Origin of the sequence: Noviherbaspirillum soli (assembly GCF_015352955.1) — a bacterium.
Taxonomy (GTDB): domain Bacteria; phylum Pseudomonadota; class Gammaproteobacteria; order Burkholderiales; family Burkholderiaceae_D; genus Noviherbaspirillum_A; species Noviherbaspirillum_A soli.
On the sequence record NZ_JACYOX010000002.1, the window covers coordinates 369749 to 386499 of the forward strand.

The 16751-nt window shown below is 59.4% G+C and carries 14 protein-coding genes; 7 read left to right on the top strand and 7 right to left on the bottom strand.

The window, feature by feature from the left end; all coding sequences use genetic code 11:
- Nucleotide 1 precedes the first annotated feature (1 nt).
- The 4 genes from IGW04_RS03935 (at nucleotide 2) to IGW04_RS03950 (ending at nucleotide 3774) form a co-directional block, all read left to right on the top strand.
- Nucleotides 2–715 carry a hypothetical protein gene (locus tag IGW04_RS03935; RefSeq protein WP_194711713.1) on the top strand — a complete coding sequence of 238 codons (714 nt, stop codon included), beginning with the start codon at nucleotides 2–4 and terminating at the stop codon, nucleotides 713–715.
- Nucleotides 712–1389: a hypothetical protein gene (locus tag IGW04_RS03940; RefSeq protein WP_194711714.1), complete on the top strand. Its 678-nt coding sequence runs from the start codon at nucleotides 712–714 to the stop codon at nucleotides 1387–1389. Before IGW04_RS03935 ends, IGW04_RS03940 begins: the two co-directional genes overlap by 4 nt.
- Nucleotides 1390–1514: 125 nt before the next feature.
- Nucleotides 1515–2042 (top strand): REP-associated tyrosine transposase, encoded by a 528-nt coding sequence (locus IGW04_RS03945; protein WP_194711715.1) that lies wholly within the window; start codon nucleotides 1515–1517, stop codon nucleotides 2040–2042.
- A 7-nt stretch (nucleotides 2043–2049) separates the two neighbouring features.
- The gene (locus IGW04_RS03950) at nucleotides 2050–3774 is read left to right on the top strand and encodes a DUF192 domain-containing protein (protein WP_194711716.1); all 1725 of its coding nucleotides are present in this window, start codon (nucleotides 2050–2052) and stop codon (nucleotides 3772–3774) included.
- 196 nt (nucleotides 3775–3970) lie between these two features.
- On the opposite strand, the gene IGW04_RS03955 is transcribed toward IGW04_RS03950, so the two are convergent.
- The 7 genes from IGW04_RS03955 to IGW04_RS03985 are packed head-to-tail and all read right to left on the bottom strand — an operon-like array spanning nucleotide 3971 to nucleotide 12504.
- Nucleotides 3971–5311, bottom strand: coding sequence for a TolC family outer membrane protein (locus IGW04_RS03955; RefSeq protein ID WP_194711717.1), 1341 nt, complete (start codon nucleotides 5309–5311; stop codon nucleotides 3971–3973).
- 19 nt (nucleotides 5312–5330) lie between these two features.
- Nucleotides 5331–5654 (bottom strand): rhodanese-like domain-containing protein, encoded by a 324-nt coding sequence (locus IGW04_RS03960; protein WP_194711718.1) that lies wholly within the window; start codon nucleotides 5652–5654, stop codon nucleotides 5331–5333.
- 9 nt (nucleotides 5655–5663) lie between these two features.
- Nucleotides 5664–6329 carry a protein-L-isoaspartate O-methyltransferase family protein gene (locus tag IGW04_RS03965; protein WP_194711719.1) on the bottom strand — a complete coding sequence of 222 codons (666 nt, stop codon included), beginning with the start codon at nucleotides 6327–6329 and terminating at the stop codon, nucleotides 5664–5666.
- A 42-nt stretch (nucleotides 6330–6371) separates the two neighbouring features.
- Nucleotides 6372–9590: an efflux RND transporter permease subunit gene (locus IGW04_RS03970; protein ID WP_194711720.1), complete on the bottom strand. Its 3219-nt coding sequence runs from the start codon at nucleotides 9588–9590 to the stop codon at nucleotides 6372–6374.
- 12 nt (nucleotides 9591–9602) lie between these two features.
- A complete protein-coding gene (locus tag IGW04_RS03975; protein ID WP_194711721.1) occupies nucleotides 9603–10760 on the bottom strand; it encodes an efflux RND transporter periplasmic adaptor subunit in 1158 nt (385 codons plus the stop codon).
- A gap of 2 nt (nucleotides 10761–10762) precedes the next feature.
- Complete coding sequence (locus IGW04_RS03980) at nucleotides 10763–11425, bottom strand: TetR/AcrR family transcriptional regulator (protein WP_194711722.1); 663 nt, start codon at nucleotides 11423–11425, stop codon at nucleotides 10763–10765.
- Between the two features lie 59 nt (nucleotides 11426–11484).
- Nucleotides 11485–12504, bottom strand: coding sequence for a hypothetical protein (locus IGW04_RS03985; protein WP_194711723.1), 1020 nt, complete (start codon nucleotides 12502–12504; stop codon nucleotides 11485–11487).
- Between the two features lie 534 nt (nucleotides 12505–13038).
- On the opposite strand from IGW04_RS03985, the gene IGW04_RS03990 reads away from it, so the two are divergent.
- The 3 genes from IGW04_RS03990 to IGW04_RS04000 all read left to right on the top strand — a co-directional run bounded on the left by IGW04_RS03990 (nucleotide 13039) and on the right by IGW04_RS04000 (nucleotide 16658).
- On the top strand, nucleotides 13039–14433 hold the full coding sequence (locus IGW04_RS03990; RefSeq protein ID WP_194711724.1) for an undecaprenyl-phosphate glucose phosphotransferase: 1395 nt from the start codon (nucleotides 13039–13041) through the stop codon (nucleotides 14431–14433).
- 756 nt (nucleotides 14434–15189) lie between these two features.
- The gene (locus tag IGW04_RS03995) at nucleotides 15190–16224 is read left to right on the top strand and encodes a polysaccharide biosynthesis/export family protein (protein WP_228526815.1); all 1035 of its coding nucleotides are present in this window, start codon (nucleotides 15190–15192) and stop codon (nucleotides 16222–16224) included.
- Nucleotides 16224–16658, top strand: a complete 435-nt coding sequence (locus IGW04_RS04000) for a low molecular weight protein-tyrosine-phosphatase (RefSeq protein ID WP_194711726.1) — start codon at nucleotides 16224–16226, stop codon at nucleotides 16656–16658. Before IGW04_RS03995 ends, IGW04_RS04000 begins: the two co-directional genes overlap by 1 nt.
- Nucleotides 16659–16751: the final 93 nt, after the last annotated feature.

Sequence of the window (16751 nt, forward strand, 5' to 3'; positions counted from 1 at the left end):
AATGAATAATTTTTTTCATTCGTTTGCATGTATTTTGATTGTATTTAACGTTTATTCATGTTATGCGAGTTCGTCGCAAAAACTTGAATCATTTCTTGCTGATTTTGTTTGGATAGATTTAAAAAACTGCAAAATTCCAAAAGCGAGAGCACCTCAAAAGATAATGATACATGGTATTGATTTTAATCATTATTCAGAAAAAAAATCATACCGGCGTTGGGTAGATGCTGATGGCGACGGAGTGTGCGAATTGTATGACGTTGCTGAGTTAGAGTCATCGAAATTCACCGGGAAAATTTATGGATTTCCGACAAGAGTAGTCAAATTCCAAAGAAAAAATTGGAAAAAATTTGGCGGAGGGTTAAATGCCTGGATCCCAATGATTTTGTTTGATAAAGAACGCAATCAAAGAGTCGTTGTTGATTACGTTTATGGTAATGCAGGGTATAGTCCGTCTCTAAAAAGCGTGCCCGCAACTTGTGACGATTTGCGCCAATACTTGGCTGTTGGTGCAATGCTATATTTTAAATTTCCAATGATGGCGCGGCGAGATGAGTTAACAAATCCCGACGGGGAATGGAATGACATTAAGTCGGCTTGGTTTTATTCTTTTTATATGGAAAAGGAGGAAATTTTGAGCAGTGATTTGCCCTCTAGTTGTAAGGACAAATATAGATTTGTAATTGACGCGTTATCGGAAAGGCTGGAGAGATGATATTTTACAATAGCTATGACCCCGGGGTTTGGCTGAAAAAATTGAGCGCAGATATAATGAGTATTCGAAAAAAGTTTTCTAAGTTTAAGTATTGCTGCAACCATGTAATAAGAAAAAAATCAATATATTTTTTGGGATATATAATGCTGACGTCTTTTTCTCACGCTAAAGAATTGACTGATGCAGAAATAAAAAACAGGTTTCATGTCGTTCCGGAGCCTACCTGTAAAAAGGTAAAAGCCCGGGAGCCTGCGCTCCCTGTGAACTCTTTCTGGTATGGTAGATATTATCTTAGCATTGACGGGAAGGCTGATTGTCAAATTCTAGATGTAAAAATAGATTGGATGACCAATCGACCAACTGAATTTAGAAAGTATCTTAATAGTGTTCTCTATAGGTTTAATGGAAAAAATTGGTCAGAAAATCGAGGATTAAGTTATCCGCCAAAATATAGAATTTTTGATAAAGATCGAAAGATAGTCTATATGGTTGTCAAAAATGACGAATACGATTTTCCTGTAAATGAAATTGCATTCTATACTGGTAAGTGGGATGAGGAAGGAAATGGTATTGGTGCAATCCAAAATTTATGGGATTGTGGAAAAAGTCAAGCTTGCTACGAAGAATGCATAAATGTTAAGCGAGCTGCATCTTTATATGGTTCGGAAAAATAATTCAAGGGTTTAAATAATTAAAGAGGGAATTTGTAGGTTGAAGTGAAAATTTCTTGCCAAAAAAATTTTGAGTCGTCATCTTAGGGTCACACCACCAGCAAAAACTGCAAATAACTTGAAAAGCCATGGTCCAATACCGTCGCAATTTCCTCTCCGGTGCCAGTTACTTCTTTACTATCGCCTTGCTGAACCGTACTTCTTCTTTGCTGATTGACCAAATTGCAATCCTGTGCAACGCATTTCAACCAGTGCAGGCGCAGCGATCCTTCCCCCTCGATGCCGTAGTCGTCATGCCTGACCACTTGCATTCCCTATGGACGCTACCAAGCGGCGAAGCAGATTACCCAGGCCGCTGGCGTGCAATCAAGACCCGGTTTTCCTGCCAGATTCCCCGTGGCGAATGGCGTAGTGCAAGTCGCGCAAGGAAGGGGGAACGTGGAACCTGGCAAAGTCAGTGCCGGGAGCGCGCCTTGTGTGATGAGCGCGATAAGACGCGGCACGTCGACTACATTCCTTTCAATCCGGTGAAGCATGGCCAGATATCGCACGTGGTGCAGTGGACTTCTTCCTCATTTCACCGGTTTGTACGTCAGGGGATTTATCCGGTTGATGGGGGTGGCGGGGAGGCTGGGAGCGGAGGTTCTGGTGAATGAGGCAGGGATGGCCCGGGTTTCACCGCGCTCAACCCAGGCTACGGGTGCTGACATCACAACCGGTCTGTATACCTGCTCTGGCTTCAAGCCGTTGAATGTCCGGACCGCCGACAACTTCTGGCACCGCCTGCGCGGGCTGATGTTCGCACACCCTCTGGAGCCAATGAGCGCCTTGCTTCTGACCCGTTGCGCCAGCATCCATACCGCCTTCATGCGGCAAACCATCGATGTTCTCTATCTCGACACTCACGGCGTGGTCCTGCGCTGCGTCGCCGACATCCCCCCGTGGCGCGCCAGTGCCAGGCCGGGTGCAAAGCATGTGCTGGAAATGGCCGCCGGCAGCATCACGCGGTTGGGCATCGCGCCTGGGCACCGTCTGGCCCATCCCTTTTTCAACAAGCAAGCCGCGATACCCTCCCACCCCCAGCGCGGTGCCTCGATGACCGAGTTCATCATCGTCGCCCCGGTGTTGCTGCTGGTCGGCCTGGCGCTACTTCAATACGCACTGCTGTTCTTCACCAAGAACCAGGTCAACCATGCCGGCTTCATGGCGGTGCGGGCCGGCAGCATGCACAATGCGACCGCCGAGTCCATCAGCGCCGCCTACCTGCGCCATCTGGCGCCGCTGTACGGCGGCGGCAGCAATGCCGAGGAAGTGGCGCAGGCGGCGGCGCGGGCGGCGGTCGACATGCAGGGTAACTTCCGCCTCGAGCTGATCAATCCCGCCAAGGCCAGCTTTGATGACTTCAGCGAGCTGGAACTGAAGGAAAAGCACAATACCAATGCCCGCGTGCTGCCCAATTCGTCGCTGGCGCTGCGCAATCCCGCCATCATCAAGGCCAGTTCGGGCCAGAACATCTTCGACGCCAATCTGCTCAAGGTGCGCATCACTCATGGCTACCGGCCGGGCGTGCCGCTGGTGGCCAAGGTGTTCGCCGGCGGCTTGCAGGTAGCCGACGATGGCAAGGACAGCTTTGTCAGCGCCTTGCTGGCCAAGGGCAGGGTGCCGGTGGTCACCGATATCACGCTGCACATGAACAGCGATGCCTTCGAGTGGTCGAACCCGGTCTGGGTTTCGCCGGAGGGCGCCAGGTCTGCCGATCCCGCCGGACCAGGCGGTTCGTCGAATCCGCCTGCTTCGCAGCCTCCCACCTCGTCCGACCCGGCCGGTAACCAAGGCAGCGGCGATCCGCCAGCGCCACCCACCAATGGCAACGATCAACCCGCGCCCGGCAATGACGACGCCAATACGCCAGCCAACGCCACTTCCGACAGCGGCACCGCCTGTGGCGGAGCGCCGTGCCCGGTTTGCAAGGCGGATGTGCCCGCGTCGGACGATCTGGACTTGCCGTCCGATGTGCTGTTCGACTTCGACCAGGCAACGCTGAAATTGGAGGGAAAGGAAGAACTGGACAGTTTGATAGAGGAAGCAAAAGCGTCGGTGCAAGATGGCGAGCAGGTTGCCGGCCTGACACTGACAATCAGCGGCTATACCGATCAGCTCGGCAGCGATGCGGTCAACCTGAAGCTGTCGCAGGCGCGGGCGGAAGCGGTGCGGGATTACCTGAAGGCCAACGGTTTGCCGGACGTGCCGATCACGGTGCGCGGCATGGGCGCGGCCGATCCCAAGGTGCCGCTGTCAAGTTGCGCGGGCAGCGGTCAGGAGCAGCAGGACTGCCTGGCGCCAAACAGGCGGGTAGTGATAAGTGTGAGGCGGGCAGGGCAGGCCTGACGCCGGATTCGATCCAAGACGGGGCCTGACACTGCAGATTTACTGCATCGCGGTTTCTGCCCTTTCGCCTACGGCATGGCCGGTAATGAAACGGCCCAAGCACAAGAAGCGCTGATCGCGCTGATCGCGCTGATCGTGCCGATCGCGTCGGCTCGTGGCCGCTGCACTATGAAGTGCCCGCGCGCTGACCTAGCGCTCAGAACGACTGCAGCAGCGCATTCACCTGCGTCAGGTCTTCCTCGCGCAGCACGCCGGCCGCCGATTTCAGGCGCAGGCTGTTGACCAGGGTGTCGTAGCGGGCGCGCGCCAGGTCGCGCCGGGTGGCGTAGAGCTGCTGCTGCGCATTGAGCACGTCGATATTGATGCGCACGCCCACCTGGTAGCCAAGCCGGTTCGATTCCAGCGCAGACTGGCTCGACACTTCCGCCGCCTGCAGCGCCCGCACCTGGGCCAGGCCGCTGTTGATGCCCAGGAAAGCCTGGCGTGCGCCCTGGGTGGCGACACGGCGGGCGTTTTCCAGGTCGGCCCGGCTGCGCTCCTCCAGCGCGATCGATTCCCGTACCCGGCTGGTCACTGCGAAGCCCGAGAACAGCGGGATATTCCACTGCACGCCGATGTTGCTGGTGTTGGAGACGATGCCGGATGCCTGGTTCACTGCAGTGGGCAGCACGCCGCTCTGGTTCGAATGGGTGCGGCTGGCCACCAGGTCCAGCGTCGGATAATGGCCAGCCCGGTTCTTGCTGATTTCGCGCCGCGCCACTTCCAGCGACAACTGCTGCGCCATCACGCCGTAGTTACGGGTCTCGGCGCTGTCTATCCACGGCTCGATGCGTTCCGGGTCCGGCCGGGGCAGCAGCAGGCCGGGTTTCAGCGTCGCGAGGTCGCCGGCCGGGCGGCCGATGATCTGCTGCAGCGCGCTGCGCTTGACTTCCAGGTCATTCATGGCCGCCGACTCCTGCGCTTCGGCCAGGTCGTAGCGCGCCTGGGCTTCCTGGCTGTCGGTGATGGTGGCGGTGCCGACCTCGAAATTGCGCTTGGCCGAGGCCAGCTGCTCGGTGATCGCAACCTTCTGCGCCTGCACCGTGGCCAGCACATCCTGTGCCGCCAGCACGTCGAAATAGGCCTGCGCCACCCGCACGATCAGGTCCTGCTGGGCCTGCGCGAACTGGGCTTCGCTGACCGCGGTCAGCAGCTTGCCCTGCTGGTAGGTTTCCCAGTTCGCCCAGCGCAGCAGCGGCTGCGCCAGCGACACCGTGTAGCTGTTGACGGTGGCGCCGCTGTCGCGTCGCACATTCAGGCTGGAGATATCCACCGTGCCGTCGGTGCGCACATAGCTGCCGGTGACGCCGACGTTGGGCAGCAGTCCGGCCAGGCCCTGCGGCGCGCGTTCCGCGCCGGCCGTCAGCGCCGCCCGGGCGCCGGCAAACACCGCGTCATTCGCCAGCGCCTCCCGGTAAACCTGCAACAGGTCGGCGGCCTGCGTCTGGCAGGCGAAGAAGGTGGTGGCAAACAGGGCGGCAAGGCGGGATAGGCGCATAAAGTCTCCGGCGTGGATTTCAGTAAGTGGGCATGTTGTTGTCGACCTGCAGCGCCCAGGCATGGATGCCGCCGGTCAGGTTGGACACTTCGGAAAAGCCGTGCTGCTCCAGGAAATTGGCCACCTGCATGCTGCGCGCGCCATGGTGGCAGATGCAGACCACCGGCGCATCCTGCGGCAGTTCGGCCAGCCGCGCCGGCACCGTGCGCATCGGCATCTCGGTCGAGCCGGCGATCTGGCAGGTCTGGAATTCCCAGGGCTCGCGCACGTCCAAGAGCAGCGGCTTGTCGCGGGCCGGGTCGGCCAGCCATTGCGCCAGTTCAGGCGCGCTCAGATGTTGCATCGCTGGTCCTCAGAACTTGAAGTGGGAAGGATGAACCGCCTGGCGCAGCGGCGTCACGCTGGTTTCGAACAGGTTGCGGGTGTGGTAGCCGGTTTCCGAGGTGCGGTTGATCAGCCGCGCTTCCATCACCGGACGCTCGCCGATCACGCACAGCAGGCGGCCGCCGACTTTCAGCTGGCGCAGGAAGGCGTCCGGCAGCACCGGCAGGGAGCCGGAAATGACGATCACGTCATACGGCGCGGTGAACTGGCCGCTGCCTTCCCAGCCGAAGGCGCCATTGCCCAGCACCACGTCGACATTGCCCACGCCGTAGTCGGCCAGGTTCTTTTCCGCCATCGCCTTCAGTTCAGGCGAGATTTCCACGGTCGTCACATGCAGCGCCCGGTGCGCCAGCAGCGCCGCCATGTAGCCGGTGCCCGCGCCGATTTCCAGCACGGTTTCATGCTTCCTGGGCGCGACTTCCTGCAGCACGCGCGCTTCGAACTTCGGCGGCAGCATGTTTTCGCCGCCCGGCAGTGGAATCTCGGTGTCGACGAAAGCCAGGCTGCGGACGGCTTCCGGTACGAAGGCTTCGCGCCTGACCACATGCAGCAGGTCCAGTATCTCCGTATCCAGGACGTCCCAGGTGCGGATCTGCTGTTCGATCATGTTGAAGCGGGCTTGCTCAATGTTCATGGAGAGGCTCAGTGTCAGGAATGGAAAAATGGCGCAATTTTATCAAAGCCCGTCGTCGCGATGACCGGCCTGTGGCGCGATAACCGGCGCCGCGCCCTGGCCGATCGCTTCGGCGGGGCGACGCCGCCGCCTCGCCCAGGCGGCGAAATCGTCGAGATAGGTATAAATCACCGGCACCACCACCAGCGTCAGGATGGAGGAAGTGATGATGCCGCCGATTACCGCCTGGCCCATCGGCGCGCGCTGCTCCGAGCCTTCGGAGAGGCCGAAGGCCAGCGGCACCATGCCGAACACCATCGCCAGCGTGGTCATCAGGATGGGGCGCAGCCGTACATGCGCTGCTTCCAGCAGCGCCGCGCCGCGCTCCATGCCGGCCTGGCGCGACTGGTTGGCGAAGTCCACCAGCAGGATTGCGTTCTTGGTCACCAGTCCCATCAGCATGATGAAGCCGATGATGGAGAACATGTTGAGCGTGGAGCGGAAGGACATCAGCGCCAGGAACACGCCGATCAGCGTCAGCGGCAGCGCCGACATGATGGCCACCGGCTGCAGGAAGCTGGCGAACTGCGATGCCAGGATCATGTAGATGAAGATGATCGCCAGCGCCAGCGCCGACAGCGCGTAGCCGAACGACTCCTTCATGTTCTTGGCGGCGCCGCCGATCTCGTAGCGGTAGCCGGGCGGCCAGTGCATCTCGTCCAGCGCCTGCTTGATCTCGGCATTGACCTGGCCGGCCGAGCGGCCGACCGCGTTGGCCGAGATCTCGACTTCGCGGTTCAGGTTGCGCCGGTTGATCTGGTTCGCGCCCAGCGAGGGCGCGACGGTGGCGACCTGGCGCAGCGGCACCATGCGTGGCGAGCCGTCGGGATTGAGCTGGGAGCTGGTCAGCATCAGGCGCGACAGGTCTTCGCTGCTGCCGCGGTCGGACGGCGCCAGGCGCACGGTGACGTCGTAGTTCTCGTCGTCGGGCCCGCGCCAGCTGCTGGCTGCTTCGCCCGCCAGGAGCGGCCGCAGCGCATTGCCGATCTGCGCCACGCCCACGCCGAGGTCGGCGCCGATGTCGCGCCGCGGCTGGATGGAAATGGTTGGCTTCTGCGCCTTCATGCTGGAATCGAGGTCGACCACGCCGGGTATCCTGCGCAGCCGTTCCTGCACTTCGTCGGAGATGCGCGCCAGCTGCGTCAGGTCGTTGCCCAGGATGGAGAAGCGCACCTGCTTGTTGTCGCCGCCGACGTCGTCCAGGCTGCCCACCAGGGTGACGGTAATGCCGGGAATGCCGGCCAGGCGCTGCCGCAGCGGCGTGGTCAGCTGGGCCGCGCTGCGGCTGCGTTCGGCGCGCGGCTTCAGGCGCACGAAGGTGGTGGCGAAATTCTTGCCGGCGGCGTTGCCGGTATTGATGGTGGTGTACAGGTCCAGCACTTCCGGAAACTCCCGCAGCACCGCTTCCACCTGCCTCGCCTTGGCTTCCGTCAGTTCCAGCGAGGAGCCCACCGGCGTATAGAAGGCCACGCCGGTTTCGGAATAATCCGCCTGCGGCACGAATTCGCTGCCGATCAGGCCGGAGGCCGGCAGCGCCAGGCCGGCGAAGAAGGTGGCGATGGCCAGCACCAAAGTGGCGACACGGTGCCGCAGTGACCATTTCAGCAGCACCTGGTAGCCGCGCGACAGGGATTGCACCCATTCCTCGAACTTGCCGGTGACGCGGCCGATGGTGCGGTCATACAGCGTGCGCTTGCCGGCGCGGCCATGGGCATCGGGGTCGGGCCAGACCGAGGACAGCATCGGGTCCAGCGTGAAGGAGACGAACATCGAGATCAGCACCGCCGCCACCACCGTGATGCCGAATTGGTGGAAGAAGCGGCCGATGATGCCGCCCATGAAGCCCACCGGCAGGAACACCGCCACGATGGAGAAGGTGGTCGCCAGCACCGCCAGGCCGATCTCGGCCGTGCCTTCCAGCGCCGCCTGGCGATGGGTCTTGTAGCGGCCGTTGATGCGCATGCCGGCATGCCGCACGATGTTTTCCCGCACCACGATGGCGTCGTCGATCAACAAGCCCACGCACAGCGACAGCGCCATCAGCGTGATCATGTTGATGGTGAAGCCGAATGCGTACATGAACAGGAAGGTGCCGATCAGCGCCACCGGCAGCGTCAGGCCGGTAATGACCGTCGAGCGCCAGGAATTAAGGAACAGGAACACGATCAGGATGGTCAGCACCGCGCCCTCGATCAGGGTCTTGCGCACGTTTTCCACGCCGACCCGGATCTGGCGCGATCCGTCCTTGATCACTTCCAGCCGCACGCCGGGGTAGAGCGCACGCATGGTCGGCGCCATCTCGGCCAGGGCCTGGCGCAGGCCGTCCACCACCTCGATGGTGTTCTGGCCCTGCGCCTTCAGGATGTCGATGGCCAGGGTGCGGCGGCCGTTGTACAGCGCCAGCGTCTCCTGTTCCTGCTGGCTGTCCACCACCGTGGCCACCTGCGACAGCAGCACCGGCTGGCCGCCGCGGCGGGCCACGATGATGCGCCTGAATTCCGCCGGGTCGCCGATGCGGCCCTGCACCTGCACCACCTTTTCATTGTCCGCCGCCCGGATCGCGCCGGTTGGCAGTTCCTGGTTCTCGTTGCGCACCGCGGCGATCACCTGGTCCACGCCCACGCCCAGCGCTTCCATGTCGCCGGGCCGCACATAGATCTGGATCTCGCGCTTGACGCCGCCCACCAGCGTCACCGAGCCGACGCCGCGCACATTCTCCAGCCGCTTCCGTACCACCTGGTCGGCGATCGTGGTCAGCTCGCGCAGATTGCGCTGGCTGCCTTCCTCGGCCGAGACCGAGATCGAGAAGATGGCGCGGTCGGCCGGGTCGTAGCGCATGATGCGCGGCTCCTTGACCTCCTTGCGGAAGGCCGGCTTGACCAGCGCCACCTTCTCGCGCACGTCCTGCGCCGCCTGCGCCGCGTCGACAGTGAGCAGGAAGCGGATGATCACCACCGAGTTGCCCTCGTAGGAGCGGGAGGTCAGGCTGTCGATGCCGTTGATGGTGTTGACCGCTTCCTCGATCTTGCGGGTGACGTCCGACTCAACCGATTCCGGCGACGCGCCCGGATATTCGGTCTGCACCACCACGATGGGGAAGGTAATGTCCGGAAACTGGTCCACCTGCAGCCGTTGATAGGAAAACAGGCCGAGCACGACGAAGGCCACCATCATCATGGTGGCCAGCACGGGATTGCCTATGCTGATGCGGGTAAACCACATGGCGGCCTCCTGTTAGCGGGCCGACGCGTCGATCGGGCCGGCGGCGGTCTGCAGCACCTTCACCTTCGCGCCGGTGGGCAGGTTGCCGAGATTGCGGCGCACCACCCGTGCGCCTGGCGCCAGGCCGCCGGTGATTTCCACCAGCACCGCGTCGCCGTCGCTGCCGGTGATGCCGGTCTGCACCGTCTTGCGTTCCAGCTTGTCGCTTTCGATCGCATAGATAAAGAAGCTGTCGCCATTGCCCTGCAATGCCGCCTGCGGCACGGCCAGCACGCCGGATTTTTTCGACAGCGTCAGCCGCGCCTCGCCGAACATGCCTGCCCGCAGCAGGCTTTGCGGATTATCCAGCTGCAGATAGGCCATGATGGAACGCGAGCCGGCCTGCGTCGCCGGGTTGATCCGCGCCACCCGCGCCGGCATCGGCTTGTCCAAACCTTCCACCCTGACCGCCACTTCCTGGCCGGGCGCGATGCTGAGAATGTCGCTGGTCGGCACCGCCACTTCCATTTCCATCTTCGACAGGTCGACCACGTCGAGCAGCTTGCCATCCACCGCAACCTTTTCGCCCGGCTGCACGCTGCGGCTGGCGACCAGGCCCGAGATCGGTGCGCGGATCACCGTGTCGCCCAGCGCCTTCTTGGTGACAGCCAGCGCGCCCGCCGCGGCATCGACATTGGCCAGCGCGATGCCGTACTGGCTGGCGGTGGTGTCGAAGGCGTTCTTGGAGATGAAGCCGCGCTCCAGCAGGGCGCGGTTGTTGTCGCGCGCCTTGACGGCGATATCGAGCTGGCCGCGCGCCGCCACCAGCGCCGCTTCCGACTGTGCCTGCCGCGCCCGGTAGTCGCTTTCGTCCATGCGCACCAGCACCTGGCCGGCAGTCACCGCCTCGCCCTCGCGCACCAGCACTTCCCGCACTTCCCCCGCTACCCGGGCCTTCACCGCAGCCTGGTTGATGGCCCGCAGCGAACCCGTTACCGATAGCGTCTGCCGCAGGTCGCGCGGCGTCACCGTCAACAGGTCGGAGGCCAGGAACTGCAGCGGCGGCGCTTCGGTTGGCGCATTGGCCTGCGTGCTGGCGGCTGCCTGGCGCGACTTGACGAAGCCGCGGCCGCCGACCGCGGCGAGCAGCACTACGATGGCAATGATCCAGAATGACCGGCGTCTGAACATGACTATTCCGTCGGAGAGAGAGTAGGGGGGGAGGAGGGGAGTAGGCCGTGCATCATCAGGTCGATAACCGTATCTAGGTAATTCGATACCGAAATCGGTTCCGGCCGGCAGAGATCGAACGAATGCTGCCACAGCATCAGCATCAGTATGGGCGACACGATCACCAACCGCGCCTGCGCCGCATCCACCTGCCGGAACTCGCCGCGCGCCATGCCGCGTTCCAGCATGCGCACGATCAGCGCGTCGCTGCGGGAAATGATTTCATCGTGGTAGAACTTGGCGACTTCCGGAAAATTGCCCGACTCGGCCATCATCAGCTTGGTCAGGCCGGACAGCGGCGTATCGCCGATGCGCTGCCACCAGCCGAGAATGAATTCACGCAGCAGGCTGGCGCTGTCACCGGCATAGCCATCGATGATCTGTTCCGCCTCGTCCAGCACCGGCACCAGGTTTTCCCGGACCACCGCCCGGAACAGCTCTTCCTTGCCAGCGAAATAGAGGTAAAGCGTGCCTTTGGATACCCCCGCGCGGGCGGCTACGTCATCCAGGCGGGTCGCTGCATAACCGCGTTCAACGAACAGCGCCAGCGCAGCGGCCAGCAATTCCTGAGGCCGGGCATCCTTGCGGCGGGTCCAGCGGGGTTTGTTTTTGAACGGGCATTGCATCTAGGCACTTCTTATAACTTACTGACGAGTCAGTAATGTAAGTGCCGTCTAGGTCAGCGTCAAGCGAAACTGTCGGTAACCGCCAGGGCGGCCGATTCCGCGACTGCTGCGAACTGCATCCCGGTGGCGAATATCTTTACCGGCGCAATTGAAAATGCCAGCGTTGGGGAAAACAGCAGCGCTCCACTGAAGTGAATGCTGGCCTGGGCAACAGGGCTGGCCTCATGTTCGTCATACGGTTTGCGCCCTACCAGCATGGCCTTGCTGAGGTTTTCGTCGATTGCCACATACGTTGCCGAGATACGGCCATCCTGCTTGTGTTCGAGTGCGAACCTCGTGCGCAGCTCAGGCATCGGCTCCACGCGGCGCTCGCCGATATGCGCGAACAGGGACAATAACTGGTTGTACAGGTAAGTCTGGCAAAGGAAGTTCTGCAACTGTGGCCCGGCGACATGCAATATCAGTTCAGGAAGCAGGGGGGCGCCGACGCCGGCGAACTGGGTGAATTCACTATAGGAGGTACAGCGGCTGATTTCGCCATCGGGGTGTTTCAGTACGTAGTTGCCTTGCTCGAGCTGCTGCTGGTGATGGAGCGGGAGGCGGCTGGCCCAGGGCGCCATGAAATACACGCCGACATTCTTCCTGTGCTCGGCGGCGATCCGCATGTCGCCGGGCGCTTCGTTAAATAACACGGCCTGCCCGGACGGGGTGGTGGTTTTCCGGAGCGTCTGCCAGATGTCCGGTTGAGCGATACGCGGCAGCGTCGGTGCCCGGTCGTGACTGATCCCGTTGGGCGTGGCGCCTTGCAGCAAGGAATCTGTGTCCATCACGACCTTGATGCACTCCGAAGCGGTCGATGCGGAAAAATCCTCGAATGGCAACCAGCTGATTTCCGGCGGATCGCCGGCCGGTAGCGGCATCCCGCTTTTTCCGGGTTTTTCGACCTGCATGAGCTTCGCAGCGTCCGCGGTTCGTGTGACCAGTTTAGGGGTGGCGAATATTTCTCGTTGGCTTGAAGCACTGCTGGCTTCATTAAAACCAACTGGCGCTTCGGGAAAAGTTTTTCCATTGATTTTCATGGCGGCGCCTTTTCAAGAAGAAGAGTGGCCCGTTGGGTACCGCACAAGTTTGCAAGGTTCCATACGCTCCGATGTCCACGGGCGCGTGCAGTCGCGTTTGTCGCGCCTACTGCGCTGACATCACCCTTTAAATCGATGGCAAGTTCAGCGAAAAGATGGGGCGAATCCTCGCTCCGCAGATATCAAAAATTCTTTACTATAAGAAACATTTTGAGCAACGGGTTAAATTGACCGTAGACAGTAATCACTTCGTTGCTATGTGGATTGCCGCAGGCTTTTTCCCCTCGTGCGGGGTAGTGAAAAGCAGTTCAAGGCTTGTAACTACAATGTTTCAATAAGGAATCAATATTAGATCCTCCTTATGGGAACAATCTGTAAAGGGGAACACTAACGCAACACAAAATTTTTGCTATAAAAAATAGACTCATTGCAACGTTTCTAAACTATAATATTGCGCTCAATCAACATCATCAACAATGTCGGCGCGCAGTCTGATTTTCAGGGCTAACCGAGGAATTACGAGTTCAAAGGGTTATGGTCAAACATTCCAGCCAGCAAGAGCTATGCAAGCGTTTGCTCGATGCAAGCATTGTGGTATTTGCCGGACACGTTGTCAGTCTTGCGTACTTCGGGCTTTCGCTGGAGAAGCTGTCATCGATTTATCTGCTGGTCACTTACCTTGGCGCGGCCCTGGCATTTCAGCTTTTTCCGAAATTTCAGCTGTATACCTCCTGGCGTGGCCGGTCTCTCTACGTTTTGTTCGGCCAGATTCTGCTGGCCTGGAGCGCAGTCCTGGTTATTGCCGTGCTCTTCATTTATGTCATTCATGTTGCGTCAGTATTGTCTCGTTTGTGGCTTGCCTACTGGTTCTCTGCGGGCGCGATACTGCTGACTGTGCATCGCATGGTTGTCTACAATGCGCTGCGCTGGATGCGGCGCAAGGGCATGAATGGCAAGCGCGTCGTTCTGGTCGGGTATGGCCCAGCAGGGCGGGAAATGCATCAGCGGGCGCTGCAGCAGGATTGGTTTGGTTACGACATTGCCGCTATTCATTGCAGCCTCGAGGAGCGGCATCACATTCAGGATGCCAGCATCGCCCGGATCGATGACGTGGAAGGCATAGCGAAGTTCGTGGCCGAGCACCAGGTCCATGAAATCTGGCTGACCCTGCCGCTGAGCGAATATGACAAGCTGCAGCAACTGCAATACCTGCTGCGCAATGCGCTCTGCGACATACGCTGGATGCCAGACGCGCTCGGCATTTCCTTCACCAGCCGTCGCTCCATGAATTTCCTCGGCATGCTGACGGTAGACCTGAACCGTCCGGAGTCACATGGCCTGCGTGGCTTGATAAAGGACATATCCGACAAGGTAATTGCCTTTCTTGTGCTGGTCGCTCTGGCGCTGCCGTTCCTCGTCATAGCCGCCTGCATCAAGAAGTCTTCGCCAGGCCCTGTATTTTTCAAGCAGACTCGTCATGGCCTCAACGGAAAGAAGTTCCTGATCTATAAATTCCGCACGATGAAGCTGCATGCCGAACACAACGCTTTGACGCAGGCGACGCAAAACGATCCCCGTGTCACCTGGATAGGCAACTTCCTGCGCCGTACCAGCATTGATGAGCTGCCGCAGTTCATCAATGTACTGAAAGGTGACATGTCCATCGTTGGACCGCGGCCACATGCGCTGGCCCACAACGATTTCTACAAGAATGAACTGGACGTCTACATGCTGCGGCACAGGGTGAAGCCCGGCATTACCGGCTGGGCCCAGATCAATGGCCTGAGGGGGGAAACCGACACCCTCGACAAAATGGCAAAACGCGTCCAGTTCGACATGCACTACATAACGAACTGGTCGCTGTTGCTGGATCTGAAAATCATCTTCTGGACCGCATTGAAAGGTTGGACAGGCAAGAACGTGTACTGACCATTTCATCATGCAATACCTGTAACAGGCATGCTGTTGAATCGCAAAACAGCATGCCTACCGGAACGACAGCCAAAGCAAATTTCCAGGCAACATCGTGGAACAGTGAGCCGTCTGGCATCACACAGAGCGAATAATTATGTGCTCCTGCGTTTCCAGGCAAGCGTTTGCAACAGCCTATGATCATTCGGTCACAAGCGAAGTCAGCCATTAGGCGCATGCAGGTGATCGTCGCGTCGGGCATTGCCCAGTTTGTTTCAATGCGAGTACTGACATCCAAAAAGCAAGCGCTAGCCGTTGTGATTGTTTAACAAAAGAAACATATCAGCGTACAGCATAGTGCTATATGGATAAATTTATTCAATAAATACAAGTATTTATGCTTCTTTTAAAACGTATTGAAGCTAGGCTGGTACAGCAGAGAGTCGTCGAAAAACGAACCAGCCACGCAACACTTTTGAATAAATGATTCAAGCTTCGGATGTTGCCTTGTATAATCGAATATTATCTCGTGGCAATATTTTTGATTGGTAACGCTCTCGTCAAGTTTCTACAACGATCCACCTCGCGTAAGCAAAACCCTCCAAGTTACACGCTATCCACATTCCATCGTGCATGCGGGCTTGAACTACCGACTGAATCACTGCAATGTTTTTTTCGAACAAAAACCCAGGAATCATGCATGTTGCGTTCAAGCGCCTAAGTGCAGTAGCGCTTCTGTCTGTCGTGGCTGCCTGCGCAAACATGGAGTCGGGCATGCGCATCAGCCCGGCGCAGGTGCCCAGCACAACTGCCGAAGCGCCGCCGACGCCGAACATCAAGCTGATCACGCCAGACCTGCTGAAAGCGGAAAAGGAAGCAAGGACAAGGCAGTCGAGGCAGAACATCAGCAATCTGTTCGGCGAGCCCCGGCCTTATGTCATCGGCAACGGCGACATGCTTTCCATCCTGGTTTGGGATCACCCTGAACTGAATATTGCCGCGGCTGGTGCGCAAGCCCTCTCGGCGTCGGCCGGCGCGCAAACGCCCGCCGCCTTTGTCGTCGACCAGGAAGGCATCGTGCAATTCCCCTATGTGGGCGCCATCAAGCTGGCCGGCCTGACCGAACTGCAGGCGCGTGATGCGCTGGCCCAGAAGCTGATCAAGTCCATCAAGAAGCCCGATATCACCTTGCGGGTGCTGTCGTTTCGCAGCAAGAGGGTCTATGTCGATGGCGAAGTGAAGGCGCCAGGCAACCAGCCCATCGACGATATGCCGATGACCCTGCTCGAAAGCCTGACCCGCGCCGGCGGCCTGCTTCCCTCTGCCGACCAGAGCCAGATCATCGTTACCCGCAACGGCGAGTCCCACCTGATCAACATTCCCCTGCTGGTGCGGCAGGGCATCAACCCGTCCAGCATCATGCTGGCTCATGGCGACGTCGTGCGCGTGCGCAGCCGTGACGAGAACAAGGTCTATGTGCTGGGCGAAGTCTCGGTGCCCAAGGCACTGCCCATGGTCAATGGCTATATGACCCTGACCCAGGCGCTGGGCGAAGCCGGTGGCCTGAACCAGCTGAGCGCGTCTTCCCGCCAGGTCTATGTGGTGCGCAATGCAGACCAGCCCGACCCGGTCATCTATAACCTCGATGCGCAGTCGCCCGTCGCGCTGGCGCTCGCCGAAAACTTTGAACTCAGCCCGCGCGACGTGGTGTTCGTGGATGCGTCCGGCCTGGCCCGCTTCAGCCGCATCGTCAGCCTGATCATTCCGACGGCGCAGACCACTGTCAGCTCCGTGGGGCAGTTGCGGTAATGGAGAACATTCTCGTCCTCTGCATAGGCAACATTTGCCGCAGCCCAATGGCCGAAGGCCTGCTGAAGCAGGCCATGCCGGGCAAGACAATACGCTCGGCCGGCCTCGGCGCCCTGATCGGCAAGCCGGCCGATCCGTTCTCGGTGCAAATCATGCAAGCGCACGGCATCGACATATCGGCCCACCGGGCACAACAGATCACGTCGCGCATGGTCAGCGAAGCCGACCTCATCCTGGTGATGGACCAGGAGCAGAAGCAGCATGTCGAATCCCACTACGTGGGCACGCGCGGGAAAGTATTCCGGCTCGGCGAATTTGCCAAGGCGGACATTGCCGATCCTTATCGTGAGGGTATCGAAAGTTTTCAGGCTGCTTTCCGCCTGATTGATGCCGGCGTGAAGGTCTTTGCGGAGCGAATTGCCCAGATCAGCTGAACCCGGCAATGCCCGGGGCTGCGCGGCGTGCCATCCGCATGCGATGGCCGCGCCACTTGAGCGTTTAACGAAAATTACCGAAGCAATTTGATG